Genomic DNA, 25,083 nt, shown 5'->3' with positions numbered 1-25,083 from the left:
GACGAAGGCGACTTTTGTTCGAACGGCGGGAGTTTTTGCTGAGGGTAGTTGGCCGGGGGTAGCCCGGCAGCTACTCACTTTTCTTTTGCTTCGCCAAAAGAAAAGTAAGCAAAAGAAAAGGCGACCCTGCTGTCTGCGTCCCTGCGCTTCGCTACGGGCAACCTGCGGTGCTCGGTTCAGGCGGGGTCTCGCTCGAACTCGCCTTCGGCTCAGACAATCGCGATCCCTGATCCGCCTGAACCTGCGCTCCTCGGCGCAGACAGAAGGGGCGATCGGGAACGGGGACCGAAGACAAGTACCAACAAGGACACGCCATGGCGTGTCCTTGTTTCTTCTGGTGTTCGGGTTCCGGCATTCGGCAGTTGGCTGTTCGGTATTTCTGTTTCCACCCCCTTGTGGATGCGCCGAGGAGCGCAGGGCCAGACGGATCAGGGCAAAAACTTGTTTGAGCCGCAGGCGAGTTGTTTTTGACCCCGGCTGGACCGAGCACCGCAGGTTGCCCCGGAGCGAAGCGCAGGGGACGCAGGAACCAGGGTCGCCTTTTCTTTGCTTACTTTCTTTTGGCGACGCAAAAGAAAGTGAGTTGCCGCCGGCAACCCCGGCCCCGGAACAACGCACATCCCAGAAGGACGAGAGAAAAACCGGCCTCACAAAGAAACCTCCTCAACTTTCCCTTTCCCCCGAAACCTCCGCCCCAACCGGTCAAACGCCAAATAAATCACCGGCGTCGTAAACAGCGTCAACACCTGACTCACAATCAGCCCACCAAAAATCGCCAACCCCAGAGGCCTCCGCAATTCAGCACCTTCGCCAAAGCCCAGCATCAAGGGCACGGCAGCAAACAGTGCCGCCAGCGTGGTCATCAGGATGGGCCGGAAGCGCAGCAGTGCGGCCTGGTGAATGGCGTCCTGCGGCGATTTGCCCTGATTGCGTTCGGCGTCGATCGCGAAGTCGATCATCATGATGGCGTTCTTCTTCACGATGCCGATCAGCAGGATGATGCCGATGATGCCGATCACCCCGAGACCTGATCCGCTGATCATCAGCGCCAGCAGCGCGCCCACGCCGGCGGAGGGCAGGGTCGAGAGGATCGTCAGCGGGTGGATGTAGCTTTCATACAGCACACCCAGCACGATGTAGACGCAGATCACGGCCGCCAGGATGAGCCAGAGCTGGTTGGACAGCGAGGCCTGGTAGGCGCCCGCCGCGCCCAGAAAGGTCATGGTCACGCTGGCGGGCATGGCGATGTCCTTGGCTGCTTCCCGGATCTCGTCGACCGCCTTGCCCAGCGAGACGCCGGGCGCCGTGTCAAAACCCAGCGTGGTGGCCGGGTACTGGGCCACGCGTGTGACCTGCAGCGGGGCTGCCTGCTCCGTGATGGTGGCGATGGCCGACAGCGGCGTCGGCGTGCCCGAACCGGTTTTGAGTTGCAGGCTGCCCAGCGATGCGGGCGTGCGCAAGGAGTCGGGCATGGCTTCGAGGATCACGCGGTACTGGTTGGTCTCGGTGAAGATGGTCGAGACGATGCGCTGGCCGAATGCGCTGTAAAGCGCGTCGTCAATGGACGAGGTGGTGACGGCCAGGCGCGACGCGGTGTCGCGGTCTACCGTGATGTAGGCCCCGGCGCCGCTGGAGCCCGCATCGGACGACACGTTGCGCAGGCTTTCGAGCTGCCGCATGCGCTGCGTGAGCTTGTTGGCCCATTCCACCACAGTGGCGTTGTTGGAGCCTTCGAGCGATACGCGGAACTGCGTGGGCCCGGTTTCGGCGTCGATGGTCAGGTCTTGCGTGGGTTGAAGGTAGAGCGTGACCCCGGCCACCGCGGCGGCCCTGCGCTGCAGCCGGTCCATGGTTTCCTGCTGGCTGCCGGTGCGCTCTTTTTTCAGGTTGATCAGCATGCGGCCGGTGTGCAGCATGGTGTTGTTGGCCGCGTCCACGCCAATGAAGGAGCTCAGTGTTTCGACGTCGGGGTCTTCCAGGATGGCCCTGGCCGTAGCCTGCTGCAGCGTGGCCATGCGGTCGTAGGACACTGACTGTGCGGTTTCCACGCGAGCCTGCAGCTGGCCGGTGTCCTGCGTCGGGAACAGGCCCTTGGGGATCAGCACATACAGCAATACCGTGAGCAGCAGGGTAGCCAGCGCCACCAGCAGCGTGGCGCCCTGGCGTTTGAGCACCCAGGTGAGCCACACGTCGTAACGCGCGATCACGTCGTCAAAAAAACGCTGGAGCCCGGCACCTGCCTTAGCAAGCCGTCCCTCGCCCGCGGTTTCCGGCACGTGCCTGAGCCATCTCGCCGACATCATGGGCACGAGGGTGAGCGACACCACGGCCGAGATCAATATGGTGATGGCCAGCGTCACGGCAAACTCGCGGAACAGCCGGCCGACCACGTCGCCCATGAACAGCAGCGGAATCAGCACCGCGATCAGCGACACCGTCAGCGAAATGATGGTGAACCCGATCTGCGTCGCACCCTTGAGGGCTGCGGCCATCGGTTCTTCACCTTCCTCGATGTAGCGCGAAATGTTTTCGATCATCACGATCGCGTCGTCCACCACAAAGCCGGTGGCGATCGTGAGCGCCATCAGGCTCAGGTTGTTGAGGCTGTAGCCCAGCAGGTACATGAGGCCGCAGGTGCCGACGAGTGAAATCGGCACGGCCAGGCTGGCGATGACTGTGGCGCGCAAGCTGTGCAGGAAAGCAAAGATCACCAGCACGACCAGCAGCACGGCCAGCAGCAGTTCAATCTCAACATGCATCACCGAGGCGCGTATGCCGGTCGTGCGGTCGCTCAGCACATCGACCCTGAGGGAGGTGGGCAGGCCGGCCTGCAGTTCGGGCAGGCGCGCCTTGATGGCGTCCACCGTGGCAATCACGTTGGCGCCGGGCTGGCGCTGCACGTTCAGGATGATGGCTGGTTTCAGACCAGACCATGCGCCGAGCTTGATATTTTCGGCACTGTCGACCACCTGTGCCACGTCGGACACGCGCACCGCCGCGCCGTTGCGAAAGGCAATGATGAGGTTTTTGTAGTCGGCCGCGGCGACCAGCTGGTCGTTGGAGTTGATTGAATAGGACCGCGTGGGTCCGTCGATGCTGCCCTTGGCGCCGTTGGCATTGGCTGCGGAGATCGCAGTGCGCAGTGAATCAAGCCCGAGGCCATAGGAAGCCAGCGCCCTCGTGTCGGCCTGGATGCGCACTGCGGGGCGCTGCCCGCCACTGAGCGACACCAGCCCCACGCCATTGACCTGGCTGATCTTCAGGGCCAGCCGGGTGTTGACGATGTTTTGCACCTCCGTCAGCGGCATGGTGACGGATGTGATGGCCAGTGTCAGCACCGGGGCATCCGCCGGATTGACCTTGGCATAGACGGGCGGGGCGGGCAGGTCAGCCGGCAACAGGGAGCCGCCGGCGTTGATGGCGGCCTGCACCTGCTGCTCGGCGACGTCCAGTGCCAGGCCCAGGCCGAACTGCAGTGTGACGATGGAGACACCGGCGGCGCTGGTGGAGCTCATGCGAGAGAGGCCGGCCATCTGGCCGAACTGGCGTTCCAGCGGCGCTGTCACGGTCTGTGCCATCACCTCCGGGCTCGCGCCGGGATACAGCGTCTGCACCTGGATGGTGGGGTAGTCGACCTGCGGCAACGCCGACAGCGGCAAAAATTTGAAACCCACGAGGCCAGCCAGCACGATGGCCACCATCAGCAGCGAAGTGGCTACCGGGCGCAGGATGAAGGGGCGTGAGGGGCTCATTCAATAACCTTCGTGCTTCGCACTGCGATGCTATTTGCCTTGGGAACGGCCCGGCGGCTCATGCGCGGAAATACCTTCGTGCTTCGCACTGCGGTGCTATTCACCTTGGGAACGGCCCGGCGGCTCATTGGTGCGAGTCCCGGATCATTGCGCCGGCCGTTCGCCCTGGCGGCGGTCCCTCATGCCTTGCCAGCGTGCCAGGGCTTCCGGGTCGCCCTTGTCGATTTGCTCGAGGAAGCGCTTGCGGCGTTCCAGCGCGGCCGGGTCGTCCTTGACCTGGTCGAGCATGCGCTGGCGCTGCTCGGCCGTGGGGCCGGCAATGGAAGGCGGCACGGCGCCGGGCTGCAGTGCCGCTGCCGGGGGCGTGGAGGGTGCCGCCACCGGTGCACTGCCGGCCGTGTCGGATGCGGGGCGCTGGCGCCCGGCCGCCGAAGCGCCGCCGCCCGGTGCGCTGGCGCCGCGGCGCTTGCCGCCCATGCCGGCGCCGGGCGCGTCGCCTGGCAGCACCACGCTGGCGCCGTCCTTCAGGCGGTCGGCGCCTTCGGTGATCACGCGCTCGCCGGCCTTCAGCCCGGAGGTGATCACGATTTTTTCGGCTGTGGCCTGGCCGCGCTGCACTGGCCGCAGGGACACCGTACGGTCGGCGGCGTTCAGCACATAAACGTAGTCGCCGGTGCTGCCCAGGCGTACGGCGGTGACAGGCACCACCACCGCGTCTTCCAGTGTCTTGACCTGCAGCTGCACGTTCACGAACTGGCTGGGGAACAGCGTGAGCTTGCTGTTGGCAAAGCGCGCCTTGGCCCGGACGGTGCCAGTGGTGGTGTCCACCTGGTTATCGAGCGAGGCAAAAACGCCGGTATCGAGTGTGGCGGTGCGCGTGCGGTCCAGCGCAACGACTTTCATGGCAGTGCTTCCAGCGGCGTTTTGCTGCAGCTCGCCCGCCCGGTCCTGCGGGACGGAGAAGACCACGTCAATCGGGCTGACCTGGGTAATCAGCGCAATGCCGTTGGCGTCGCTGTTGCTCACCACATTGCCGACGTCCATAGTGCGCAGGCCCACGCGCCCGCTGACGGGTGCCACCACACGGGTGTAGCCCAGGTTGAGCCGCGCTGTGCCTTCGTTGGCCTTGTCGATGACGACTGTGCCTTCCAGCTGCTTGACCAGTGCAGCCTGCGTGTCGACTTCCTGCCGTGCAATCGAGTCCTGCTCGAGCAGGGTCTTGAAGCGCTGCAGGGTGACGCGGGCGCTGTCAAGCTGGGCTTCGTCGCGCTGGCGCTGGCCCACGGCCTGCATCAGCGCCATCTCAAACTGGCGCGGGTCGATGGTGGCCAGCAGTTCACCGGCCTTGACCATCTGGCCTTCCTTGAACAAAACCTTTTCCATCACGCCGGAAACCTGTGGCCGTACCCTGACCGTGGCCTGGGGAGTGACGGTGCCCAAGGCTTCCAGGACGATCGGGATGCTGGCCTTCTCGGCGGTGGCGACGCCTACCGTGGTGGCCGGTGCACCGCGCCGGAAGGCTCCGCCAGGACCGCCCGGGCCACCTGTTGGGGTGTCTGTGGAAGGGTGGGTCAGGTGCCAGGCCAGCCAGCCGGTGCCGGCCAGTGCCAGTACGGCGATCACGCTGCCGATGATGGACGCGCGGCGGCTCAGTCGTTTACGGGATGGGGTAGGGGCGCCGCTTTCCGGCGTCTCGTCTTTCGGGTCCATCAGCTGTCCTTGGTGCCCGCTGCGCCAGACGGGCCGGTGCAGCTATTTTTTGTGTTTGATGGTGATTCATGCGCCGGCAGCCGAAGCCCTCGGGTCCACCTGACGGCGCTCAATAATTATCACTGCAAGCCTCGGCGGCGCAGATAAAGTGCCTGAAAGAGGTGCGTAAATATCCGGTAAAGCGGCGATTCGCCTACACGGTTGCGGGCAACAACGAGAGGTCGGCCTGGATTGGCTGGTTGCTATTGTTTTAATAGCTGCTTGCGCCCGTTGTCATTGGGCTACGGCCATTTTTTTTCAATAACAACGACTACGCAAGCAAGGCCGCGGTTTCTGCGGAGGACGGCATGCCGTCGATGGCGCCGTGCCGCGTCACGGACAACGCGGCAGCCGCGTTGGCCCATTGCATGGCGACGGGCAGCGGCTCTCCGCGTGCCAGCGCGGCGGCCAGCGCGCCGGTGAAGGTGTCACCCGCGCCTATGGTGTCGCGCACTGCCATGGGTCGGCCCGGCAGTGAAACAGGCGGCTTGCCGGCCTGGAAGAGCCGGCAGCCGGAAGCGCCCAGCGTGACGAGCACGGCGCGTGTACCGCGGTTGATCAGCTGCAGGGCAGCGTCGTCCGCCGAACCGGCATGCGCTGCACCGGCCAGCAGGTAGAGTTCATTTTCATTGGGCGTGAGCACATCGACCAGCGCGAGAAGCTCATCTGACAGGGGCCGAGCAGGCGCGGGGTTCAGTATGGTGATGGCGCCTGCCCCGCGGGCCAGGCGAAAGGCCTCCAGCGTGGCGTCTGCAGGCACCTCGCACGAAGCCATCACGACGCGGCAAGCGCCCAGCACCTGCTGCGCGGCCTGCGCATGCCGCGCGGCCAGGCCTTTGCCGGCACCCGGATACACCGCAATGCTGTTGTCGCCGTCCTCGTAGACGAGGATTTGCGCAACGCCGCTGCGCTCACCGGCTACTTGCTCGACGTGTGTGGTGGCTATGCCTTCGTCCTGCCAAAGCTTCATCCCCATGCGCCCGAAATCGTCGTCGCCGATACGGGCAATGAGTGCCACACGCGCACCCTGTCGGGCAGCAGCCACTGCCGCATTGCTGCCCTTGCCGCCCGGGCTGATGCTGAAATCAGTGGCCATCAGCGTTTCACCGCGTGCGATGGGCCGCTCGACGCGGGAGATCAGGTCGGCGTTCCAGCTGGCAACGCAAACGACATCGGCATTCAATTCGTCATTCATATTGCAGTATCAGAGGTGAAGAGAATCCCCAAACCGAGAGACGCCGCGGAACCGGCTTTGCAGGGCCGCTAGCGTCGCCCCTCGAGGGGGAAGGCGCCGCAGGTGCCTCGGGGGGAGCCATTACTTCCCGCCATAACCCATGGTCTGCGGCAGCCAGAGGACGATCTGCGGAAAGCAAGTCATGGCCAGCAACAACAGCAGGAGCATGACGAGGAAAGGCCAGCCTTCCTTCATCATTTCGCCGATGGGAATGCCGGTAAGGGCTTTCGTCACGAACAGCAGCATGCCGAAAGGCGGGTGGATCAGGCCGATCATCATGTTGAGCACCACCAGCACGCCGAAGTGCACCAGGTCTACGCCCAGCAGCTTGGCCGCCGGCAGCAGCATGGGCACAAACACCAGCAGCAGCACCGACACATCGAGGAAGCAGCCCAGCACCAGGAACATGACGTTGACCATCAGCAAAAAGCCGATCTGCGAGAAGTGCATGCTGTCGACCCACGCGGCCATGGCCTGCGGCACGCCTTCGGCGGTGAAGGCGTAGTTGAGCATGAAGGAGCCGGCCAGGATCATGGTGATCACCGCGCTGGCGCGTGTGGATTCCATCACCACGACCCAGAAGCTGCGCCACGTCAATGCGCGGAACACCAGCGCCGCCAGGATCAATGCATGCAGCGCGGCCACGGCGGCGGCTTCGGTCGGCGTGAAGATGCCGGAGTAAATGCCGCCCAACAGTACGATGGGCATCGACAGCGGCAGCGCACCACGAAAGATCAGGCCGGCCCATTCCGAGCGTGGCACAGGTTCGTCGCGCGGCATGTTGCGCTTTTTCGCGATGACCGCGACCACGCCCATCATCAGCCCGGCCATCAGGAAGCCCGGCACCACGCCGCCCAGGAAGAGCGCGCCGACCGAAGCGCCCGACACCAGCGCGTAAATCACCATGGGGATAGACGGCGGGATGATGGGACCCAGTGTGGCGCTGGCCACCACCACCGCGCCGGCAAAGCCGCGTGAGTATTCCGGCTTTTTCAGCATCTGGCGAATCGTGACCAGGCCGGGGCCGGCCGCGTCGGCGATAGCGCTGCCGCTCATGCCCGAGAAAATTACGCTGACCAAAATGTCCACCTGCGCCAGACCGCCGCGAAAGCGGCCCACCAGGATGCGGCAGAAGTCGAAGATCCGTTCACTGACCGTGCCCGCGTTCATGATGTTGGCGGCGAAGACAAAAAGCGGCACCGCCAGCAGCACGTAGCTGTTGTAAAGGCCGTTGCCGATTTGCTCGGCCACCAGGCCGATGTCCTGGCCCTTGACTGCAAGGTAGCCGATGCCCGCCGCGATCATCGAAAAACCGATGGGCATGCGCAGCAGCATGCCGCCTGCCAGCACCCCAACCAATACCCAGATAGCGCTCGTCATATCCGCAGCTCCGCCTCAAGACCCTTGCCACGGATCGCATCCCAGATCGCCCAGGCCGAGCGTACCGCCAGAGCAGCGAGCAGCAGCACAAAAGGCATGAAAACCCATTGGAAAGACACGCCCAGCACGGGCGTTCCTTCGCGGGCCATGAAATGCACATAGTCCCAGCAGCCCGGAATGCCCCAGGCCGCAAGGCCACCGACCAGCAGGTTGCCGGTAATCGCCATGGCCTGGCGGCCGCGGTAGGGCATGTTGTTCCAGACCAGGTCGAACACCACATGCTCGCGCTCAGGCACCACCACGGCGGCGGCCCAAAGGATGACCCAGACATAGAGGATCACGGCTGCCTCATCTGTCCAGGCCAGCGGCTTGTTGAATAAAAACCGTGCCGTGATCTGGATCACGAACACGATGAACAGGGTCAGGAAGAGTCCACCGCCAATCAGGTTGGCGGTTTTTTGGAGCCAGCTTTTCATGGTTGTTTTCAGGGCACTCTGCAGGAATTACTTCGTGCTGTTGATACGCTCAAGCAGGCCTTTGGGCCAGGCCTTGGCGTACTCGGAGTTCTGGTAAGTCGTCTGCACTGTCTTGCGGAAAGCGTCCACATCCGGCGTTGTAACGGTCAGGCCTTCTTTCTTGAAGAATTCGACGAGCTGGCCTTCTTCCTTGATGCGGTTTTCATTGTTGTAGGCGGAAGCGGCCTGTGCAGCAGCCTTGACCTTGGTCTTTTGCGCCGCGTTCATGGCGTTGTAAGCCTTGTTCGAAATCGCGATGAAGATCCCGTCCACCAGGTGGCTGGTCAGCACTATCTGCTTGGTCACTTCATAGAACTTCGCCGCGCGCACGGAGGGCAGGGGGTTGTCCTGGCCGTCAATGGTGCCGGTCTTCAGGCCCAGGTAGACCTCGCCAAAGGCCAGCGGTGTGGGCGTGGCGCCCAGTGCTTCACCCAGGAACAGCCATTCCTTGGAGCCGGGCATGCGCAGCTTCACACCTTTGAGGTCGGCGGGAGTCTTGACGTTGCGGGCTTCACGCAGGTTGACCTGGCGCGTGCCGAGGTACACGGTAGACAGCGGCGTTACTTCCATTTTCTCGGAAACCATCTTGAACATCTCGGTGCCGATGGGGCCGTTGAACACCTTTTGCTGGTGGTCCGGGTCGCGCACGATGTAACCGGCCGTGAAGATCGAGAATTCGGGAATCAGCTTGGCGATGTCAAAAGCGGAAATCGACGACAGCTCAAGGTTGCCGCGCGCCATGGCGGCGGGCTCTGTGCCCTGCTTGAAGAGCGATGCATTCAGGTTGATCTGCACGTCGAATTCGCCGGGCGCGCTTTTTTCAAGGTTCTCCTTGAAGACCGTCCACATCTTGGCGTGCCAGTCGTCCGGCACGGCCGGCGTGGAAACGCGGAGCAGGACCTTGTTTTGTGCCTGTGCGGCGGGCAGCAGGGCGCCCATCAGCAGCACGGCGGAAGCGGTGGCCAGCAGGCTGCGGCGGAAAATACCTTTGAGGGAAGCTGTCATGTTGTCTCCTTACTTTGTCGTTAAGTCGCGTGAAATTATTGAAACCGTACCGGGACCAGCCCGGCGTGGCGTTACTCGGATTTTGTATTAATCCCGAAGGCGCCGATGGTTTTTTCCAGGGCCGTGTATTCGTCGGTTGTCAAAGCCACCAGCGGTGCGCGCACGCGCAGCCAGGTTTTGTCGCCGCTCAGCATGGCCATGATCCCCTTGAGTGCGGGCATCAGTGAATAGGGGCCCAGCATGCCGATGAGCTCGACAACGCGCTCGCGTTCGGCGGGCGTGCTGGGGGCGTCGGGCTCTGTGACAAGCCGCTTGACCAGGCGCGGCATGAAATTGGCCAGGCCGCTGATGGCGCCGGTGCTGCCGCGGCGGCCCATCTCCGGCAGGTCGGGCTCAAAACCGACGTACACCGTGATGTCTTTCATGAACGCGTCGGACAGGCCGACCGAGTGCGCGGTGGTGCAGGCGCTGTCCTTGATGCCGACGATGGTGTCCGGGTACTGCTTCTTGAGCGTGCTGATCACATGGTGCGACAGCGGAACGCCCGTCACTTGGGGGATGTGGTACAGGTATAGCTTGAAAGGCGTGCCGGCCATGCCGTCGATCACATAGCGGTAGCTGTCGATGATGCCCTGGTCGGACACGCCCTTGAGGAAAAACGGCGGCAGCATCAGGCAGCCGTGCACCCCCGCCTTGACGGCGTGGCGCGTCAGCTCCAGCGTTTCGGGCAGGGCGGCGCAGCTGGTCGACACCATGATCTGCGCGGCCGGAATGCCGTTCTTGATGAGCTGGTCAATGGCTTCCTTGCGCTCGGCCAGGGAGAATGATGGCCCTTCGCCTGTGGTGCCAAAAGCCGTCACGCCGGGGCAGCCGCTGGCAATCAGGTGCTTGCAATGGGCGGCAAATTTGGCGTGGTCAATGCTGAGGTCGGCATTGAGCGGTGTAAGCAGGGCAGGCCAGATGCCGCGGAATGCGGCGTTAGAGGCTGCGGGGGAAATCGTCATTCAGGGTTCTCCAAAGACCACGGCATGTCGGGCCGCGGCAGTCCTAGCACACGTCGGTGCGCGCTTTCAATATGGTGGCTCAGGCGTTCGATCACGGCAGGCGCGTCGCGCCGCTTGAGGGCGTCAATGAACCAGAGGTGCTCTTCCATGGCTGGAATCAGCACGTCGGGTGAAAGGGTCGAGCCTTCGAGCTTGATCAGCCGCACCCGCAGGCTGTTGATGCGATACACCTCGGAGATCAGCTCGTTGCCCAGTGCGTCGATCATCAGGTCGTGCAGGCCCCAATCCACCGCAGTGGCGTCCTTGAGCAGGCTGTCGTCAATGGCCTTTTTCCGCGCACGCTTGACGATGTTCAGGTGCGCCTGCTCGATGGCTGCGAGGTCTGCGTCCGACACGGTGGTGACAAAGCGGGTGGCGGCCTCGCGCTCCAGCAGGCGGCGCAGCTGAAAGGCGTTGTTGATCAGCTTGAGGTCCACGTGGGCGACCTGCAGGCCGCGCTGCGGCACGGTCTTGAGCAGGCCCTCGGCCTCCAGGCGGGGAATGAGCTCGCGTACGGCACCCAGCGGCATGCCCAGCAGTTGCATCAGCTCGCGCTGCGAAACAAATTGCCCGGGGCGAATGTTGGCATCGACGATTTGCTGCTGAAAGCTCTCATAAGCCTGCGCGCGCAGGCTTATGGGCGGGCTGTGGGGCGCTTGCGCCGTACTGCTCATGGGTCGGTCAGCTCGCGTCGCTTGAAATAACGCCCTTGCGCAGCAAGATGTTGCCGTATTTGCGTTGCTCGCCCGTCTGCAGGATCAGGAAGGCCGCTTCGGTGCGCGCATAAAACTCAAACCGTTCCAGCGTGGCGGCAGGCCGCTCGGCCGCCAGAGCCAGCAGTGCAGAAAATTCGGCGACAGGGGCGGGCACAGCGCCGGCATCACCCACCACCTGCATTGTCCAGGCAGCGTCGCGCACGTAGCTGTCCAGCGGCAGAAGTTGCAGTACGGCCTGCAATGCCTGCGGCGAAGTGACACCCGCCAGCTGCACCAGCCGGGCGCCGCCCCGGGCCGCCACGGCAGCGGCTGGAAAGTTGGCGTCCACGATGGCGACGTCATCCCCATGGCCCATGCTGCAGAGTCCATGCAGTGCGTCAGGGATCAACAGTGGCGGAATATTCTTGAGCATGCGTTGGGGCTGAGGTATTGAAAGGCAATGGCCCAGATCCGCCCGGCTTTTCAGGCTGCGGGTTTCTCCGGGTTGGATGACTGACATGTTAGCTATAACATTGCTGAACTTTTATTGGTGTTTACCCGGAACTGCGGCTTTGCCGGCATGTTGAAATGACTTCCACCTCTTCCAGTCCCACATCCCTTCGGCTCGGGCTCGGCGGCGCGCCGCTGGGGAACCTGTTTTCGGCCGTCAGCAACGAAGAGGCGAAGGCGCTGGTAGATGCCGCCTGGGCCGGCGGCTGCCGCAGTTTTGACACCGCACCGCATTACGGCCATGGGCTGTCGGAGCGGCGGATGGGCGATGGACTGCGCTCGCGGCCACGGGGCAGCTTCACCCTGTCCAGCAAGGTTGGCCGCATCCTGACACCCGACGGGCGTGCCGCGACCGCCCAGCACGGCTATGTCGACATCCTGCCTTTTAACCAGCATTGGGACTTCAGCGCCGGGGGTACGCGCCGCAGCGTGGAAGACAGCCTCCAGCGGCTGGGCATGTCCCGGCTCGACAGCGTCTACATTCACGATCCGGACGCCCAAACCCATGGCGCCAACGCGGGGGCCGTGCTGCGCCAGCTGATCGATGAAACGTTGCCGGCACTGCAGCAATTGAAGCGCGAAGGCCTTGTGCGCGCCATCGGGCTGGGCACCAATGATGTGGGCGTCGTACTGGACGTATTGCGTGAAGCCGATCTGGATGTGCTGATGCTGGCAGGCCGTTACAGCCTGCTGGACCACAGTGCGCTGCCTGTTTTGCTGCCGCAGTGCCTGGCGCGCGGTGTGCGCATCGCGCTGGGCGGCGCATTTAACTCGGGCATTCTTGCCACCGGAACGCGCGGCGGTGCTGCAACTTTCAACTACGCGCCGGCCGCGCACGAATGGCTGGAGCGGACCGCGAAAATTGAAACGGTTTGTGAGGCGCATGGTGTTCCACTGCGCGCCGCCGCACTGCAGTTTCCGCTGGCACACCCGGCTGTGCACAGCCTCATGCTGGGTGCCCGCAAAGTCAACGAATGGACGGACGCCGTGGCCATGATGGCGCACCCCATCCCGCCGGAGTTCTGGACAGCGCTGCGCGCAGAGGGCCTGCTGCCCGCAGAGGCGCTGACGCCATGACATCGTTTCCGGTGATTGACGCGCACTTTCATTGCTGGCAGCTGGCGCGTGATGACTACGGCTGGCTGACACCGGAGCTGGCGCCGATCTACCGCGATGTGGCCGTGAAGGACTGGCAGGCGCAGTCTGCGCCATGGGGTGTGCGGGGTGGCGTGCTGGTGCAGGCCGCAGCCACTGAAGCCGAAACACATTTTTTGCTGATGCAGGCCGATGCGAGCCCCGGTGTGCTGGGTGTGGTCGGCTGGGTGGACATGCTGGCGCCAGACGCACCTGCCCGCATAGCGGCGCTGGCCCGCCACCCCCGGCTCAAGGGACTGCGCCCGATGCTGCAGGACATTGCCGATGCGCAATGGATATTGCAGCCAGCGCTGGCGCCGGCCCTGCATGCGATGGTGGAATGCGGCCTGGTGCTCGATGCGCTGGTCAAGCCTGTGCACCTGCCGCATATCGTGACACTGGCGCGCCGGCACCCGGATTTGCGCATGGTGATAGACCATGCCGCCAAACCCGACATCGCTGCGGGCCAGTGGCAGCCCTGGGCCGACGACATGCTGCGCATTGCCGGCGAGACACAGGCCTATTGCAAACTGTCGGGCCTGATGACCGAGGCCGGGCCGGAGCCGGCTGCCGGCGCTGTCACGCGCTGGGGCAAGCGCGTACTCAAAAGTTTTGGTGAGCAGCGTGTGGTGTGGGGCAGTGACTGGCCCGTGCTGGAGCTGGCCGGCAGCTACGCGCAGTGGTGGGGCGAGACGCAACAATTGCTTGCGCCGCTCGACGTAGCGAGCCAGGCGGCCGTCATGGGTGGCAACGCCAAAGAGTTGTACTGGCTTTAAATCCCGGTTTTGCGCTCTGCTTTGCGCGCCGTCTTTAGAATCACCCGATTGTCTGCACTGAAAGCGCATCGCGTGACCGAATCCTCCAACCCTTCCGAAAGCCCGCTGCAGGTTTGCCGCGCCGATTATCACAACCCCGTGCATGCCGCCGCTGTCGTGCAATTGCTCGACGCCTATGCGCAAGACCCGGCCGGCGGCGCCAAGCCGCTAAGCGATTTCGCCAAAGACAATCTCGTCAGTGAACTCGCCAAACGCCCGCATGCCTTCAGCGTGCTGGCCTTTAGCGGCGACAAGGCTGTCGGCCTCATCAACTGCATTGAAGGTTTTTCCACCTTTGCCTGCCGCCCGCTCGTCAACATCCATGACGTGGCCGTGCTGCCCGGCCACCGTGGCCAGCGTATCGGCGAGAGAATGCTTGCGCTGGTGGACGAGATTTCACGCGAACGCGGCGCCTGCAAACTGACGCTCGAAGTGCTGCAGGGCAACCGCAGCGCCATCAAGCTTTATGAGCGCATCGGTTTTGCCGGCTACCAGTTGGACCCGGCCATGGGCCATGCGCAGTTTTTCCAGAAGTGGCTGGATTGACGATTTCAGGCGCTTTGGCTGGCCGGGCGCGACGGATCACGCAGCAGCATCAACGCCGCAAAAGCCACCAACCCCAACGCCGCTGAAAACCACAGTGCGCTCGCGCCAAACCGGTCGATCGCCAGGCCAAACAGCCAGGGCGCAGTCGCTTGCGCAAAGCGGGCCGGCACCATCAACAATCCCTGGCGCGCGCCGTAATCCCGCACGCCAAACAGCACCAGCGGCAGCGTGCCTTTGGCAATCGTCAGCACGCCGTTGCCGGCGCCGTGCAGCAGGGTGAACACCGCACCGGCCGGTACGCCGAAAAACAGGAACACCATTGCGCCCAGCGTGTGCAGGCAGCCGGCCACCCGTGCCGACACCAGCGGGTGGATGTTGCGCAGCAGGCCGTATTCGAGCAGCCGGCCCGCAACCTGTGCGGGGCCGACCAGCCCGGCAAATACCAGCGCTGTGGCCAGCGGCACGCCGTGGGCTTGCAACAGCCGCGGCAGGTGTGCGGCCATGGCCGTGCTGATGAACCAGGTGACGGCAAACACCAGCGCCAGCAGGACTGCGGTGCGGGTGCTGCTGGAGGCGGAGGAGGTGAGAGAAGAGGTGGATGTGGATTGTGCGGACGCTGCGGCGGGCGCCAGGGCATCGGTCGGGCTTGTGTCTGAATGAGACTCGGTGGGAATGCCTGGCGCGGGCGAAGCCGGAAGCCGCCAGTTCAGCGGCAGCCCCACCAGCAAATGCAGCGCAGCCCAGGCCAGGCAGGTCGCGCGCCAGCCCCACTCAAGCTCCAGCCAGGTCGACAAGGGCCAGCCCACGGTGCTAGCAAACCCCGCGAACAGTGTGATGCCGGTGATGGCGCCGCGAGCGTCTTTGCCGTACAGGTGCACCAGCGCGGCAAAGGCCGCTTCGTAAAGGCCCGCGGCCATGGCCACGCCCAGAATCACCCAGCCGGCAAACAGGCCCACCGGCCCCTGTGCCAGGGCCAGCACCAGCAGGCCGGCTGCAAAAATCAGGCTGTTCGCGGCCAGCACCGGCCTTCCGCCATGCTGGTCAATGGCTTTGCCCGCAGCCGGGCCCAGCAATGCGGAGACCACCAGTGCAGCAGAAAAAGCGGCAAACACGGTGGGTGTGCTGACGCCAAGGTCGCGCGCCATGGGCACCGCCAGAATTGCCGGCAGGTAGTAGCTGGAGGCCCATGCCAGCGTCTGTGCGATGCCCAGCTGGACGACGGTGGCAGAACGGCTTTTCGGTGTCACAGCCACAAGGGTACCAAGGACGGACGCGGTGCCTTGATCCGCCGCCTGCGTTTCAGCCTTGGCCCACGGCCTGCTGCCGGCCGAGCGCATGGTGCAGGGCGACGCCCGCCAACGCACCGGCAGCCTGGGCAGCCACAAAGCCCGCTGCACTGGCAGGCGCAATGCCGGCAAAACTGTCTGACAACATGCGTCCCAACACGGCGGCCGGGTTGGCAAACGAGGTGCTGGCGGTGAACCAGTACGCTGCGCCGATGTAGCAGGCGATCAGCGCCGGCGCCTTGGCCGCAGGGGCGCGCAGCACGACAAAAATCAATCCGCCCGTGGCGACCGCTTCGGCCAGCCACTGGCCCCAGCCGCTGCGCAATTTGGTGCTGAACTGCAGCACGCTCATGTCAAACATGGCGTGCGCCAGCCAGGCTCCGGCTACAGCGCCCAGCAACTGGAATGCTATAAAAAGAATAGCTGCTTGCGCTCGTCCTTTCTGGGTTGAAGGGCTTTTCGACCATAAAACAAGCGTCACCAGCGGATTGAAGTGGGCGCCGCTCACCTGGCCCAGCACCTCAATCAATACGTACAGCGCAAACACGGTGGCCAGTGTGTTGGCCAGCAGGGCCACACCGATGTTGCCGCCGCTCAAGCGCTCGGCCATGATGCCCGAGCCGATGACGGCGCAGAGCAGGGCGGCGGTGCCGACGAATTCCGCGAGGAGTTGCTGTGCTAAAGGCCTGGGGGCTTCTGCGGGCGTGATGTTTATCGCCTGGCTCATGAGCGGGCCAGATCACGCGCGCTGGTTTGCAGCATCAACTTGTCAATATGGGTCGGCGGAAGGTTGACCAGCAAATCCAGCCGGCGGCGAATGGCATGCAGGGTCTGGCGGAATGCTTCCAGTTTTTGCGCCTCCGTGCCGTCACCTTCGGACGGATCTGCATAACCCCAATGTGCGGTGGCGGGGTGGCCCGGCCAGAAGGGGCAGGCCTCACCCGCCGCGTTGTCGCACACCGTGATGACCAGATCCATGTGCGGTGCGTCGGGTTTGCCGAAATCATCCCAGCTTTTGCTGCGCAGGCCTTCGATGGAAATGCCCGCGGTGCGCAGAGTCTGCAGCCCCAACGGATTGGGTTGCTGGTTTTCGCGCGGGCTGCTTCCCGCTGAATAGCCTTTGAACCGGCCCTGGCCGATATGGTTCAACACGGCTTCGGCCAGGATGCTGCGGGCCGAATTGTGGGTGCACAGGAAAAGGACGTTGATGGGTTGCGTTGTCATGGGAAGGCCTCTTCTCTTGGCCGTTGTCTAGCAGCAGGCTTTGGTGCCCTGGGCGGATTGCGGGGCTTTGGAAAGCTGCACGGTTGCTACAGTATTTGTAGCTGCTTGCGCACAGCAGGACTGGGCTGCAGACTCATTGGGTGTTGATGCCGACTCGCTGAATACCGGGATGCTGTCCAGCGTATGGAACTGCTCCCAGGCGATGCCTTGCGGATCGGTCAGCCAGTATTTGTCGCTGCGGGCATAGCAGCAGGTGGTGGGGCCTTCGTCCAGCAGTGTCATGTCGGCGCGGGTGGCGCTGGCTTTCAGGGCCTGCAGCTCTTCGGGCCTGTCGACCTGAATGCCCAGATGGTCCACGCCGGGCGCACTTCCCCGGGTAGAGATGGCAAAGTTGACCGGTGGGTCGCTGAGCATCCACTTGGCGTAGTCGGCTTCGGTGCGGGCTGGCTGCTGGTCAAACATGGCCGAGTAAAAGGCGATGTTTTTTTCGAGGTCTGTCACATGGACGTGGACATGGAAGCGTTTCATGGGGCTCTCCTTGGGTGGTTGTGTTGTGGGTGATGAGGTGGTGGCGCGTAATCGCGTAGTGGCGTTCAGCAGTTGCTGCAATCGGCCTTGGTGGCTACCTCGCAAGCGCCACCTTCACAGCAGTGCTCCGTCAGGTAGCCCAGCAGCGCATTCATTTGCCCGAAGTTGGCGCGGTAGATCAGGTTGCGCCCGCGTGCTTCGCTGCTGACGAGGCCCGCGTGTGAGAGCTCTTTAAGATGGAAAGACAGGGCACTCGGTGCGACGCCCAGTTGTTCGGCCATCGCGCCCGGCGTCAATCCGTCAGGCCCGGCGACGACGAGGGCGCGGAACGCGCGCAGGCGCTGGGCTTGCGCCAGCGCTGCCAGGGCCTTCACGGCAGAACCTTCCTCAAGCGGCGGAAAATCAAGGTTTGTGATTAATGTTTCCATAATTCAAATATAATTGAATTATTGAATCGATGCAACCAATCCCGTTTCAGGAGTGAACTTATGCCTTCCACCGTCACGATTTACCACAACCCCCAATGCGGAACGTCGCGCAATGTGTTGGCGCTGATACGCAATGCCGGCATCGAACCCGAGGTCATCGAATACCTGAAAACCCCGCCTACGCGTGAGAAGCTGCGGGAGCTGGTTGCGCAAATGGCAGTGCCGCTGCGAGAGGTAATCCGGGAAAAGGAATCCGTCTACAAGGATCTCGGCCTGGACGATGCCACGCTGGCCGACGAAGCCCTGATCGACGCGATGCTGGCCCATCCCATCCTGATCAACCGGCCCATCGTTGTCACGCCGTTAGGCACACGCCTGTGCCGGCCTTCGGAAATGGTGCTGGACATCCTGCCCACGCCGCAGCGGGGTGCGTTCAGCAAGGAAGACGGTGAACAGGTCGTCAATGACAAAGGGGAGCGTGTGGCGGGCCGTTGAGCTTCCCGTCCTCAACGCAACGCAGTCCGGGCCGTTCGACTGCCCGGCCGGTTGCACGGGTCTGTCCATGGTCATGCATCCGCGGTAATGGCGTCTTTTCGGTCATTTCCGCTGTTTAACCGAGGGAATGGGCGCCTGATTTGACAAATGCTGCGCTTATAGGCACAAGAATGCTGGTGCCGCCGCGTTTCCTCACGCATAATCGGGAGGTGCGGCTGCCATTGCATTCGCACAGGTTAGGTGATCGGTCAGTTTCGCGCGCTACGGCGGTACTTTTTAGGTTTGTTGTGCTTTCGGGACCCCATCGCTTTTGTTTTATGTATTTTTGAGGAGTCCCCATGGGCAATAAACTTTACGTCGGCAATCTGCCATACACGGTCCGCGACGAAGACCTGCAACAATCTTTCGGCCAGTACGGCTCTGTCTCCAGCGCCAAAGTCATGATGGAACGCGACACCGGTCGCTCCAAAGGTTTTGGCTTTGTCGAAATGGGCAACGATGCCGAAGCACAAGCTGCAATCTCCGGCATGAACGGCCAGTCGCTCGGCGGCCGCAGCATCACCGTGAATGAAGCCCGTCCAATGGAAGCACGTCCTCCACGTAGCGGCGGCTTCGGCGGCGGCGGTGGTGGCGGCTACGGTGGTGGCGATCGTTCCGGCGGTGGCGGCTACGGCGGCGGCGGTGGTCGCGGCGGCTACTAAGCCCTGCAAACCCCCTCAACGGCAGAGATGCCGTTGCCAACCCGCTCTCTCGGCTTTACGTTGAGAACAGCATAAAAGGCTTCGGAACTTCGGTTTTGAGGCCTTTTTTCTTTGGGGCTGGGTAATATTTACCTGCGGGCACTTTGCCGGGCGGTCACAACGTTTGCAGTTCGCGTGCACAGGGTGTTTCGTGGCCTAATGCCCCTCTATGAAGGTTCACAAGGTGCACGACGCGACCATCCTTATGTTGGGTGACAGTCCCCCACCGGGCGACTTCGATCTATGCATCTATGAGGCAGAAGACGGCGACGGATGGCAAGGCTTTGTTGCCGGGCGCGCCGGGTCAACCAGTGCCGAATTTCGGCTTGCAAGTGCCTCGGCTACCTATGAAGCCGCACTGGCCAGCTGGATGGAGTCCAACCGGGGTCACGGCCGGTGACCATCTAGGCTGCATCTGGCACGACGGGGATGAGCCTCCGGCAGCATCCCCGGTGTCACAAGCGCTGCCGATCTTGATGGCAAAAAACTTTATCGAACAGGCGGCGACAGGGCCTCGCGAAGACATCTTTCCAGGGCCTGCGTGACGCGCCGGCGGGAACTCATGCCTTTGTGCAGGATGCCGATCTCGCGGTAAAAAGTCTTTTCACCCAGGGAGATTGCGCACACACCCGGTGGCATGGGCAGGTAGGCCTCCACCATCGGCACCAGCGCAACTCCCAGGCCTTCGGCGACAAGGTTCATCAGGCCTGTAATCTCGTCAAGCTCGATGGAGTCCTGCACCGCCAGTTTGTTCTCGCGCAGGAACCGGGTCACCAGACGCCCACCGAAAGACGTGCGTTCGTAGCGCAAAAATGGCTGAGACTGGAGCAATGCGCGCCAGTCCCGCCCTTTGATTTCCTTGCGCACGAGCAGCTTGAAGGGTTCGTACATCAGGGTCTGCCAGGTCATCTCCGGCAGGATGCCGAACGGTGGCCGGATCATCACCGCCGCGTCGATTTCAGCACTGTCGAGCTGGTCCATGAGCTTCATGGACACGCCGGGAGCGATGTGGACGGGCAGTTTCGGGTTCTCCTTCCTCAGCGCCGCCAGTGCTCGGGGAAGCACCGAAGACTGAACAGAGGCGATGGCGCCGATCCGCAAGGTGCTGGTTAGCTCGTCATCGGTGCCCGCATCGCCCAGTTTGGAGAACAGCAGAACAATCTCTTCGGCGCGCGCAAGCACCCTGGCGCCCGCTTCGTTGAGCACCGCGGAACGCCGTGTACGGTCAAAGAGCGCCAGCCCGAGGAATTCTTCCAGCCGCTGGATCTGGCTGCTCACGGCGGACTGTGTCAGGCCAATCTGGCCGCCGGCGGCGGAAAAGCCGCCGTAACGCACCACCGCGATCAAGGTTTTCAGTTCGGTAATCACATGGGTTTCATATTAATTCATCAAAATTATTGATTCTCAGATTGAATATATATCGTTTTTCAAAGTGCATCAATCGACCTAAAGTGCGGCTTCCACGACTCAAAGAGGCTTTCGATGACCCCGCAAAACGCAACCACTCCCGCCAAAGTGCTTCCACCATTTCATCTGGCGTTCCCTGTCCACGACCTCGCCGTCGCACGCCGGTTTTACGGTGAGCTTCTGGGTTGCCCCGAAGGCCGCAGCTCCAGCGAATGGGTCGACTTCAACTTCTACGGCCACCAGATCGTGGCGCACCTGGCGCCCGACGAATGCGGCCACCGCCAGACCAGCGCCGTTGACGGCCACAACGTTCCCGTTCGCCACTTCGGCGCGATCCTGTCCCTCGGCGAGTGGGATGTCCTGGCGGCCCGATTGAAAGCGGCGGGCACGCAGTTCGTCATCGAACCCTACGTCCGCTTCAAGGGTGAGCCCGGTGAACAGGCCACCATGTTCTTCCTCGACCCGTCCGGAAACGCCATCGAGTTCAAAGCCTTCGCCACGCTCGACAGCCTGTTTGCCAAGTGAAGGAAGCATGATGATGAAATTGGTAGCCTGTTCGGGCATTGCCGCAGCGTTCACCCTGGCGGGGGCTGCGGCCACCGCGCAGCCAATCGACACGCTCAAGAAGATCAAGGAGACGGCAGCCGTCACCATGGGCGTCCGTGAAGCCTCCGGCGCCATGTCCTATACGCTGGGGGCCGGCGAATACACAGGGTTTCATGTGGACATCTGCAAAAGGGTGATCGCGGATATCCAGAAACAGCTGGGCCTGGCGAAGCTGGACGTGCGCTTTCAGTCTGTCACCGCGCAAAACCGGATCCCTCTGGTTCAAAACGGTACGGTAGACCTGGAGTGCGGGACAACGACGAACAACGCCGCACGCCAAAAGGATGTTGCCTTCGCACCGACGCTCTATATTGAAGAAGTCCGGGTCGCCACCAAAACCAGGACCGGAATCACCAGCCTGTCCCAGCTTGCCAACAGGACTGTGTCGGCCACGTCTGGCGCCACGGCCGTTCAGCTTATCCGCAAGCACGAACGCGCGGCGGGCGTCGACTTCAAGGAGGTTTATGGCAAGGACAACAGCGAAGGTTTCCTGCTTCTTGAAAATGACCGGGCCGAGGCGTTCGTGGCGGACGGCCAGATTCTGGCCACCATGATTTCCCAGTCAAAGCAGCCGAAAAACTATGTGGTGCTGAAAGAAGTGCTGAGCGTCGAGCCGATTGCCATCATGCTGCCCAAAGGGGATGCCTCCTTTAAACAGGCGGTGGACGCCAGCATTGCCAGAATGGCGAAAAGCGGCGAGGTGGCAAAGCTCTATGACAAATGGTTTGTCCAGCCGATACCGCCGAACAACACACAGGTAGGCATGCCCGCATCGGAGCTGACCAGGGCGGCATGGGCCAACCTGAGCGACAAGCCGCTGGAAGACTACATGAAGAAGTAGCGAGGAAGTAGCGAGGAAGGGGGGCGAGGGGGCAGCCCGCCCTGAAACGGATCGGGCCCAACATAATCGGCAGCATGCAATGGACCGGAAAGAAATGACATGACACACTTCAAGGAAGTCGCCCTCGCACACGCCAGCCGCCTGATCAATCACGGCCCAACGGTTTTGGTGACGAGCGCGCACGGCACGGCGCGCAACGTGATGGCCGCCGCCTGGTCGATGCCCGTGGAGTTCACGCCGCCTCGCATTGCCATCGTGATCGACAAGAAAACCTATACGCGTGAACTCATCACCGCCAGCGGGGGTTTCGGCATATGTCTTCCGTGCACGGCCATGGCCGGCTTGACGCATGCGGTCGGCAGCGAGTCCGGCCGCAGGGGCGACAAGTTTGCGCAATACGGCTTGAAGGTCCGCACCGGGCCGGTGCTCGGCATGCCCTTGCTGGAGGAGGGCTGCGCGGCATGGCTGGAGTGCCGCCTGATCCGCGAACGGCATACCGAAGACGCGTACGACACCTGTTTTGCAGAGGTGGTCGCTGCCGCCGCCGATGAGCGTGTGTTCCAGCAGGGGCACTGGCGCTTCGGCGACGACAACCTCGATCTGCAGACGATTCACCATCTGGGAGGCGGAAATTTCGTCAGGCCGGCGGGAATGTTTCATGCCGGTGATGCGGCGGCAAAGAGGCCCTGAATCGATCATCTGCCAGGAGTTGGTTTCAACCCACAACGGTCCCAAATGTCACGGATGGCCAGGCGAAGGCCTTATTCCATTTCCAGATCACTCGTGAACGCCAAGGCGAAGCGCGGACAGTACAAACGTACGGCCAGCGAAGCCGACAAAGTGCACGGATGATCTGGAAATGGAATTACCATTGCGGCCATGAAAACAACCTACATCTTCGGCGCCATCCTGGCTTGCAGCGTCATCGGCGCATTGGTCGGTGCCCGCTCGGTCAAGACCGGACTTCTGGTGACATCAGGGCTGCTGTCCCTCTATGGCCTGTTTCGCTTGCTGGGTTGAACGTACCGGCATTTCCTGACCGGCGCGACGCGAGCCTTCCCATTCCATGGCAACCAGCCGAAACCAGGGCAACCTGATCACCCGCCTCCTGCAGCGCGGCAGGGAAGAGCGCATCGCCCAGGCGGCGGGCGGTCTCACTTTCACGATGGTGATGTCCATGGTGCCGATGCTGGCGGTGAGCTTCGCGCTGTTCGCGCGCACGCCAGCGCTACATGCCACCGGTGACGCAATTCGCGAGCACCTGCTGCGCGGCCTGTTGCCGGAGGGCATCGCCAAGACGGTGCTGAAGCACCTGGCGCAGTTTGCGGGCAATGCCAATGGCCTCACGCTGGTGGGCTTTGCGCTGCTGCTGGTGTCGGCGCTGACGCTGCTGCTGAGCATGGAAAACACGCTGAACCGCATATGGCAGGTGAAGAAACCGCGCCCTGTGCTGCGCCGGCTGGCTTTGTACGCAGGCATGCTGCTCACGGGGCCGGTGCTCATCGGCGCCAGCCTGTGGGCCGCGTCTTATCTGGTGGAGGCTTCCAGCGGGCTGGTGGGCGCGCGGCCTGCCTGGGTGCCGCATGCCATTAACCTGGGGCCCGCCATTCTGAGCGCCATCGGCTTCACCTGCCTGTTCCGCTTTGTACCGAACACCGTCGTGCGGTGGAGTCATGCGATCACGGGCGGCCTGCTAGCGGGTATTGCTTTTGAGCTGGGCAAGTACGGCTTCGCGATTTACCTGGCCAACGTGCCCACCTACCGCACGATTTACGGTGCCTTCGCGCCGCTGCTGGCTTTTCTGGTGTGGGTGTATTACTCGTGGCTCGTCACACTGGCCGCGGCGCTGGTCAGCGCCAGCCTGCCGCGCGCCGGGGCGCAGCCGGCGCGTCGGCTGTCACGCGCATAACCATGTCAGCATGGATTCACTGATTGCCGCCTCCGCCCGCGCACTGGCCGCCGGCGATGCGCTCGGTGCCCTCAAGCGCGTTGCCCTGCGCGACGACCCGCCGGCTCTGGCTTTGCGCGGCATCGCCATGGCCCAGCTTGGCGATCACCCGCGCGCCCGCGAGCTCCTGAAACGCGCCGCGCATGGCTTCGGCGCCCATGAAGAACTGGCGCGTGCGCGCTGCGTGGTGGCAGAAGCCGAGGTGGCGATGGCCATGCGCGACTTTGCCGGCTCACCACGCGCACTGGCAGCGGCAGCGGCCACACTGGAGGCGCATGCCGACGCGGCTAACGCGCTGCAGGCCTGGCTCATCACCGCGCGGCGGCTGTTGCTGCTGGGCCGGCTGGATGAGGCTGCAGCGGCGCTGACGAAGCTGGATGCGCGCGGCCTGCCGCCTTCGCTGCGCGCCGTGGCCGAACTCACCGCAGCCGAGCTTGCCCTGCGCTCACTCCGTGTTGGCGACGCGCGGATGGCGCTGGCACGCGCGCACGCAGCGGCCGAACGTGCGCAGGTGCCGGCACTCATGGCCGAAGTCACCGAAGCGCGCGCTGCGCTTGACAGGCCCGCCGCCCGGCGCCTCACCGCCGGCGGCGAACAGGCGCTGCGCCTCGATGAGGTTGCGGCACTCCTGGCTTCGGACGCATTGGTGGTCGACGCCTGCCGCCGCGGGCTGGGGGCCGGAGACCAGTGGCGGCCGCTGGCGCGTCGGCCGGTGTTGTTCTCGCTGGCACGTTCACTCGCCGAAGCATGGCCTGGTGATGTCAGCCGCGAAGCCCTGATCGAATCCGCCTTTCGCACCAGGCGCCCCGACGAGACGCACAGGGCGCGCCTGCGGGTGGAGATCGGCCGCCTGCGCGCGCTGGTCAAAGCACTCGCAAGCATCGAAGCCACCGAGCGGGGCTTTATCCTGAAGCCGCTGGCCGGGCGCGATGTGGCCGTGCTGGCACCGCCCATTGACGGCGAGCAGGCCTCGCTGGTGGCGTTGCTGTCGGACGGCGCGGCCTGGTCCACCTCGGCCCTGGCGTTGGCCGTCGGGGCAAGCCAGCGCACCGTGCAGCGGGCGCTGGCCGATCTGGAAGACGGCGGGCGGGTGCGCTCCATGGGCCGGGCACGGGCTCAGCGCTGGCTGGCGCCGCCGCTGGCGGGATTCACGACGATCTTGTTACTCCCCGCTTCGCTGCCGATTGGATAGAGTTGACTCC

General features: G+C 63.4%; 27 protein-coding genes. 12 read left to right on the top strand and 15 right to left on the bottom strand.

Annotation, left to right across the window (positions count from 1 at the left end; all coding sequences use genetic code 11):
• Nucleotides 1-647 precede the first annotated feature (647 nt).
• The 9 genes from AC1DYR_RS11280 to AC1DYR_RS11240 all read right to left on the bottom strand — a co-directional run bounded on the left by AC1DYR_RS11280 (nucleotide 648) and on the right by AC1DYR_RS11240 (nucleotide 11,806).
• Nucleotides 648-3,752: an efflux RND transporter permease subunit gene (locus AC1DYR_RS11280; protein WP_477705178.1), complete on the bottom strand. Its 3,105-nt coding sequence runs from the start codon at nucleotides 3,750-3,752 to the stop codon at nucleotides 648-650.
• Nucleotides 3,753-3,896: 144 nt separating this feature from the next.
• Complete coding sequence (locus AC1DYR_RS11275; RefSeq protein ID WP_477705177.1) at nucleotides 3,897-5,462, bottom strand: efflux RND transporter periplasmic adaptor subunit; 1,566 nt, start codon at nucleotides 5,460-5,462, stop codon at nucleotides 3,897-3,899.
• A 310-nt stretch (nucleotides 5,463-5,772) separates the two neighbouring features.
• The gene (locus AC1DYR_RS11270; protein WP_477705176.1) at nucleotides 5,773-6,696 is read right to left on the bottom strand and encodes a ribokinase; all 924 of its coding nucleotides are present in this window, start codon (nucleotides 6,694-6,696) and stop codon (nucleotides 5,773-5,775) included.
• A gap of 120 nt (nucleotides 6,697-6,816) precedes the next feature.
• On the bottom strand, nucleotides 6,817-8,115 hold the full coding sequence (locus tag AC1DYR_RS11265) for a TRAP transporter large permease (protein WP_477705175.1): 1,299 nt from the start codon (nucleotides 8,113-8,115) through the stop codon (nucleotides 6,817-6,819).
• Nucleotides 8,112-8,591, bottom strand: a complete 480-nt coding sequence (locus tag AC1DYR_RS11260; protein WP_477705174.1) for a TRAP transporter small permease — start codon at nucleotides 8,589-8,591, stop codon at nucleotides 8,112-8,114. Before AC1DYR_RS11260 ends, AC1DYR_RS11265 begins: the two co-directional genes overlap by 4 nt.
• A gap of 27 nt (nucleotides 8,592-8,618) precedes the next feature.
• Nucleotides 8,619-9,635 carry a sialic acid TRAP transporter substrate-binding protein SiaP gene (locus AC1DYR_RS11255; protein ID WP_477705173.1) on the bottom strand — a complete coding sequence of 339 codons (1,017 nt, stop codon included), beginning with the start codon at nucleotides 9,633-9,635 and terminating at the stop codon, nucleotides 8,619-8,621.
• Between the two features lie 71 nt (nucleotides 9,636-9,706).
• A complete protein-coding gene (locus AC1DYR_RS11250; protein ID WP_477705172.1) occupies nucleotides 9,707-10,639 on the bottom strand; it encodes a dihydrodipicolinate synthase family protein in 933 nt (310 codons plus the stop codon).
• The gene (locus AC1DYR_RS11245) at nucleotides 10,636-11,352 is read right to left on the bottom strand and encodes a GntR family transcriptional regulator (RefSeq protein WP_477705171.1); all 717 of its coding nucleotides are present in this window, start codon (nucleotides 11,350-11,352) and stop codon (nucleotides 10,636-10,638) included. The genes AC1DYR_RS11250 and AC1DYR_RS11245 overlap by 4 nt, the downstream gene beginning before the upstream one ends.
• A 7-nt stretch (nucleotides 11,353-11,359) precedes the next feature.
• A complete protein-coding gene (locus tag AC1DYR_RS11240) occupies nucleotides 11,360-11,806 on the bottom strand; it encodes an RbsD/FucU family protein (protein ID WP_477705170.1) in 447 nt (148 codons plus the stop codon).
• A gap of 155 nt (nucleotides 11,807-11,961) precedes the next feature.
• Between AC1DYR_RS11240 and AC1DYR_RS11235 the strand changes: the two genes are divergently transcribed.
• From AC1DYR_RS11235 to AC1DYR_RS11225, 3 genes are read left to right on the top strand one after another with little or no spacing between them, the layout of a single operon-like run.
• Complete coding sequence (locus AC1DYR_RS11235; protein WP_477705169.1) at nucleotides 11,962-12,960, top strand: aldo/keto reductase; 999 nt, start codon at nucleotides 11,962-11,964, stop codon at nucleotides 12,958-12,960.
• Nucleotides 12,957-13,793 (top strand): amidohydrolase family protein, encoded by an 837-nt coding sequence (locus tag AC1DYR_RS11230; protein ID WP_477705168.1) that lies wholly within the window; start codon nucleotides 12,957-12,959, stop codon nucleotides 13,791-13,793. Before AC1DYR_RS11235 ends, AC1DYR_RS11230 begins: the two co-directional genes overlap by 4 nt.
• Nucleotides 13,794-13,850: 57 nt before the next feature.
• Nucleotides 13,851-14,378, top strand: coding sequence for a GNAT family N-acetyltransferase (locus AC1DYR_RS11225; protein ID WP_477705225.1), 528 nt, complete (start codon nucleotides 13,851-13,853; stop codon nucleotides 14,376-14,378).
• A 5-nt stretch (nucleotides 14,379-14,383) separates the two neighbouring features.
• On the opposite strand, the gene AC1DYR_RS11220 is transcribed toward AC1DYR_RS11225, so the two are convergent.
• The 5 genes from AC1DYR_RS11220 to AC1DYR_RS11200 form a co-directional block, all read right to left on the bottom strand.
• Nucleotides 14,384-15,625 (bottom strand): MFS transporter, encoded by a 1,242-nt coding sequence (locus tag AC1DYR_RS11220; protein ID WP_477705224.1) that lies wholly within the window; start codon nucleotides 15,623-15,625, stop codon nucleotides 14,384-14,386.
• Nucleotides 15,626-15,677: 52 nt separating this feature from the next.
• Entirely contained in the window at nucleotides 15,678-16,391 is a 714-nt protein-coding gene (locus tag AC1DYR_RS11215; RefSeq protein ID WP_477705167.1) for an aquaporin, read from the bottom strand.
• On the bottom strand, nucleotides 16,388-16,888 hold the full coding sequence (locus AC1DYR_RS11210; RefSeq protein ID WP_477705166.1) for an arsenate reductase ArsC: 501 nt from the start codon (nucleotides 16,886-16,888) through the stop codon (nucleotides 16,388-16,390). Before AC1DYR_RS11210 ends, AC1DYR_RS11215 begins: the two co-directional genes overlap by 4 nt.
• A gap of 27 nt (nucleotides 16,889-16,915) precedes the next feature.
• Nucleotides 16,916-17,416 (bottom strand): ArsI/CadI family heavy metal resistance metalloenzyme, encoded by a 501-nt coding sequence (locus AC1DYR_RS11205; protein WP_477705165.1) that lies wholly within the window; start codon nucleotides 17,414-17,416, stop codon nucleotides 16,916-16,918.
• A 65-nt stretch (nucleotides 17,417-17,481) separates the two neighbouring features.
• Entirely contained in the window at nucleotides 17,482-17,844 is a 363-nt protein-coding gene (locus tag AC1DYR_RS11200; protein WP_477705164.1) for an ArsR/SmtB family transcription factor, read from the bottom strand.
• Between the two features lie 60 nt (nucleotides 17,845-17,904).
• Between AC1DYR_RS11200 and arsC the strand changes: the two genes are divergently transcribed.
• The 3 genes from arsC (at nucleotide 17,905) to AC1DYR_RS11185 (ending at nucleotide 19,479) form a co-directional block, all read left to right on the top strand.
• Complete coding sequence (gene arsC / locus AC1DYR_RS11195; protein WP_477705163.1) at nucleotides 17,905-18,339, top strand: arsenate reductase (glutaredoxin); 435 nt, start codon at nucleotides 17,905-17,907, stop codon at nucleotides 18,337-18,339.
• A gap of 338 nt (nucleotides 18,340-18,677) precedes the next feature.
• A complete protein-coding gene (locus AC1DYR_RS11190; RefSeq protein WP_477705162.1) occupies nucleotides 18,678-19,040 on the top strand; it encodes an RNA recognition motif domain-containing protein in 363 nt (120 codons plus the stop codon).
• A gap of 208 nt (nucleotides 19,041-19,248) precedes the next feature.
• The gene (locus tag AC1DYR_RS11185; RefSeq protein WP_477705161.1) at nucleotides 19,249-19,479 is read left to right on the top strand and encodes a hypothetical protein; all 231 of its coding nucleotides are present in this window, start codon (nucleotides 19,249-19,251) and stop codon (nucleotides 19,477-19,479) included.
• A gap of 89 nt (nucleotides 19,480-19,568) precedes the next feature.
• On the opposite strand, the gene AC1DYR_RS11180 is transcribed toward AC1DYR_RS11185, so the two are convergent.
• Nucleotides 19,569-20,447, bottom strand: coding sequence for a LysR family transcriptional regulator (locus AC1DYR_RS11180; protein WP_477705160.1), 879 nt, complete (start codon nucleotides 20,445-20,447; stop codon nucleotides 19,569-19,571).
• A gap of 114 nt (nucleotides 20,448-20,561) precedes the next feature.
• Here AC1DYR_RS11180 and AC1DYR_RS11175 point away from each other — a divergent pair, with 114 nt between their 5' ends.
• From AC1DYR_RS11175 to AC1DYR_RS11150, 6 genes are all read left to right on the top strand, one after another.
• Nucleotides 20,562-21,011 carry a VOC family protein gene (locus AC1DYR_RS11175; protein WP_477705159.1) on the top strand — a complete coding sequence of 150 codons (450 nt, stop codon included), beginning with the start codon at nucleotides 20,562-20,564 and terminating at the stop codon, nucleotides 21,009-21,011.
• Nucleotides 21,012-21,018: 7 nt separating this feature from the next.
• On the top strand, nucleotides 21,019-21,933 hold the full coding sequence (locus AC1DYR_RS11170; RefSeq protein WP_477705158.1) for an amino acid ABC transporter substrate-binding protein: 915 nt from the start codon (nucleotides 21,019-21,021) through the stop codon (nucleotides 21,931-21,933).
• Nucleotides 21,934-22,032: 99 nt separating this feature from the next.
• Nucleotides 22,033-22,623: a flavin reductase family protein gene (locus AC1DYR_RS11165; protein WP_477705157.1), complete on the top strand. Its 591-nt coding sequence runs from the start codon at nucleotides 22,033-22,035 to the stop codon at nucleotides 22,621-22,623.
• Between the two features lie 189 nt (nucleotides 22,624-22,812).
• Complete coding sequence (locus tag AC1DYR_RS11160; RefSeq protein WP_477648828.1) at nucleotides 22,813-22,953, top strand: hypothetical protein; 141 nt, start codon at nucleotides 22,813-22,815, stop codon at nucleotides 22,951-22,953.
• 46 nt (nucleotides 22,954-22,999) lie between these two features.
• Nucleotides 23,000-23,842, top strand: coding sequence for a YhjD/YihY/BrkB family envelope integrity protein (locus tag AC1DYR_RS11155; RefSeq protein WP_477705156.1), 843 nt, complete (start codon nucleotides 23,000-23,002; stop codon nucleotides 23,840-23,842).
• A 10-nt stretch (nucleotides 23,843-23,852) separates the two neighbouring features.
• Nucleotides 23,853-25,073 (top strand): helix-turn-helix domain-containing protein, encoded by a 1,221-nt coding sequence (locus AC1DYR_RS11150; protein WP_477705155.1) that lies wholly within the window; start codon nucleotides 23,853-23,855, stop codon nucleotides 25,071-25,073.
• The last annotated feature ends 10 nt before the right edge of the window (nucleotides 25,074-25,083 follow it).

It is taken from the genome of Polaromonas sp. P1_F9 (assembly GCF_056405615.1).
The sequence above is the reverse complement of the archived record's forward strand: the minus strand, read 5'-3'. Positions and strand labels throughout refer to the sequence as shown.

What these genes read in the sequence shown, in the direction of transcription:
- AC1DYR_RS11280 (WP_477705178.1), bottom strand. Translation starts at nt 3,752, where the DNA reads ATGAGCCCCTCACGCCCCTTCATCCTGCGCCCGGTAGCCACTTCGCTG.
- AC1DYR_RS11215 (WP_477705167.1), bottom strand. Translation starts at nt 16,391, where the DNA reads ATGAGCCAGGCGATAAACATCACGCCCGCAGAAGCCCCCAGGCCTTTA.
- AC1DYR_RS11150 (WP_477705155.1), top strand. Translation starts at nt 23,853, where the DNA reads ATGGATTCACTGATTGCCGCCTCCGCCCGCGCACTGGCCGCCGGCGAT.
- AC1DYR_RS11270 (WP_477705176.1), bottom strand. Translation starts at nt 6,696, where the DNA reads ATGAATGACGAATTGAATGCCGATGTCGTTTGCGTTGCCAGCTGGAAC.
- AC1DYR_RS11245 (WP_477705171.1), bottom strand. Translation starts at nt 11,352, where the DNA reads ATGAGCAGTACGGCGCAAGCGCCCCACAGCCCGCCCATAAGCCTGCGC.
- AC1DYR_RS11190 (WP_477705162.1), top strand. Translation starts at nt 18,678, where the DNA reads ATGGGCAATAAACTTTACGTCGGCAATCTGCCATACACGGTCCGCGAC.
- AC1DYR_RS11160 (WP_477648828.1), top strand. Translation starts at nt 22,813, where the DNA reads ATGAAAACAACCTACATCTTCGGCGCCATCCTGGCTTGCAGCGTCATC.
- AC1DYR_RS11175 (WP_477705159.1), top strand. Translation starts at nt 20,562, where the DNA reads ATGACCCCGCAAAACGCAACCACTCCCGCCAAAGTGCTTCCACCATTT.
- AC1DYR_RS11170 (WP_477705158.1), top strand. Translation starts at nt 21,019, where the DNA reads ATGATGATGAAATTGGTAGCCTGTTCGGGCATTGCCGCAGCGTTCACC.
- AC1DYR_RS11185 (WP_477705161.1), top strand. Translation starts at nt 19,249, where the DNA reads ATGAAGGTTCACAAGGTGCACGACGCGACCATCCTTATGTTGGGTGAC.
- AC1DYR_RS11210 (WP_477705166.1), bottom strand. Translation starts at nt 16,888, where the DNA reads ATGACAACGCAACCCATCAACGTCCTTTTCCTGTGCACCCACAATTCG.
- AC1DYR_RS11200 (WP_477705164.1), bottom strand. Translation starts at nt 17,844, where the DNA reads ATGGAAACATTAATCACAAACCTTGATTTTCCGCCGCTTGAGGAAGGT.
- arsC (WP_477705163.1), top strand. Translation starts at nt 17,905, where the DNA reads ATGCCTTCCACCGTCACGATTTACCACAACCCCCAATGCGGAACGTCG.
- AC1DYR_RS11230 (WP_477705168.1), top strand. Translation starts at nt 12,957, where the DNA reads ATGACATCGTTTCCGGTGATTGACGCGCACTTTCATTGCTGGCAGCTG.
- AC1DYR_RS11260 (WP_477705174.1), bottom strand. Translation starts at nt 8,591, where the DNA reads ATGAAAAGCTGGCTCCAAAAAACCGCCAACCTGATTGGCGGTGGACTC.
- AC1DYR_RS11240 (WP_477705170.1), bottom strand. Translation starts at nt 11,806, where the DNA reads ATGCTCAAGAATATTCCGCCACTGTTGATCCCTGACGCACTGCATGGA.
- AC1DYR_RS11250 (WP_477705172.1), bottom strand. Translation starts at nt 10,639, where the DNA reads ATGACGATTTCCCCCGCAGCCTCTAACGCCGCATTCCGCGGCATCTGG.
- AC1DYR_RS11235 (WP_477705169.1), top strand. Translation starts at nt 11,962, where the DNA reads ATGACTTCCACCTCTTCCAGTCCCACATCCCTTCGGCTCGGGCTCGGC.
- AC1DYR_RS11255 (WP_477705173.1), bottom strand. Translation starts at nt 9,635, where the DNA reads ATGACAGCTTCCCTCAAAGGTATTTTCCGCCGCAGCCTGCTGGCCACC.
- AC1DYR_RS11265 (WP_477705175.1), bottom strand. Translation starts at nt 8,115, where the DNA reads ATGACGAGCGCTATCTGGGTATTGGTTGGGGTGCTGGCAGGCGGCATG.
- AC1DYR_RS11155 (WP_477705156.1), top strand. Translation starts at nt 23,000, where the DNA reads ATGGCAACCAGCCGAAACCAGGGCAACCTGATCACCCGCCTCCTGCAG.
- AC1DYR_RS11275 (WP_477705177.1), bottom strand. Translation starts at nt 5,462, where the DNA reads ATGGACCCGAAAGACGAGACGCCGGAAAGCGGCGCCCCTACCCCATCC.
- AC1DYR_RS11205 (WP_477705165.1), bottom strand. Translation starts at nt 17,416, where the DNA reads ATGAAACGCTTCCATGTCCACGTCCATGTGACAGACCTCGAAAAAAAC.
- AC1DYR_RS11165 (WP_477705157.1), top strand. Translation starts at nt 22,033, where the DNA reads ATGACACACTTCAAGGAAGTCGCCCTCGCACACGCCAGCCGCCTGATC.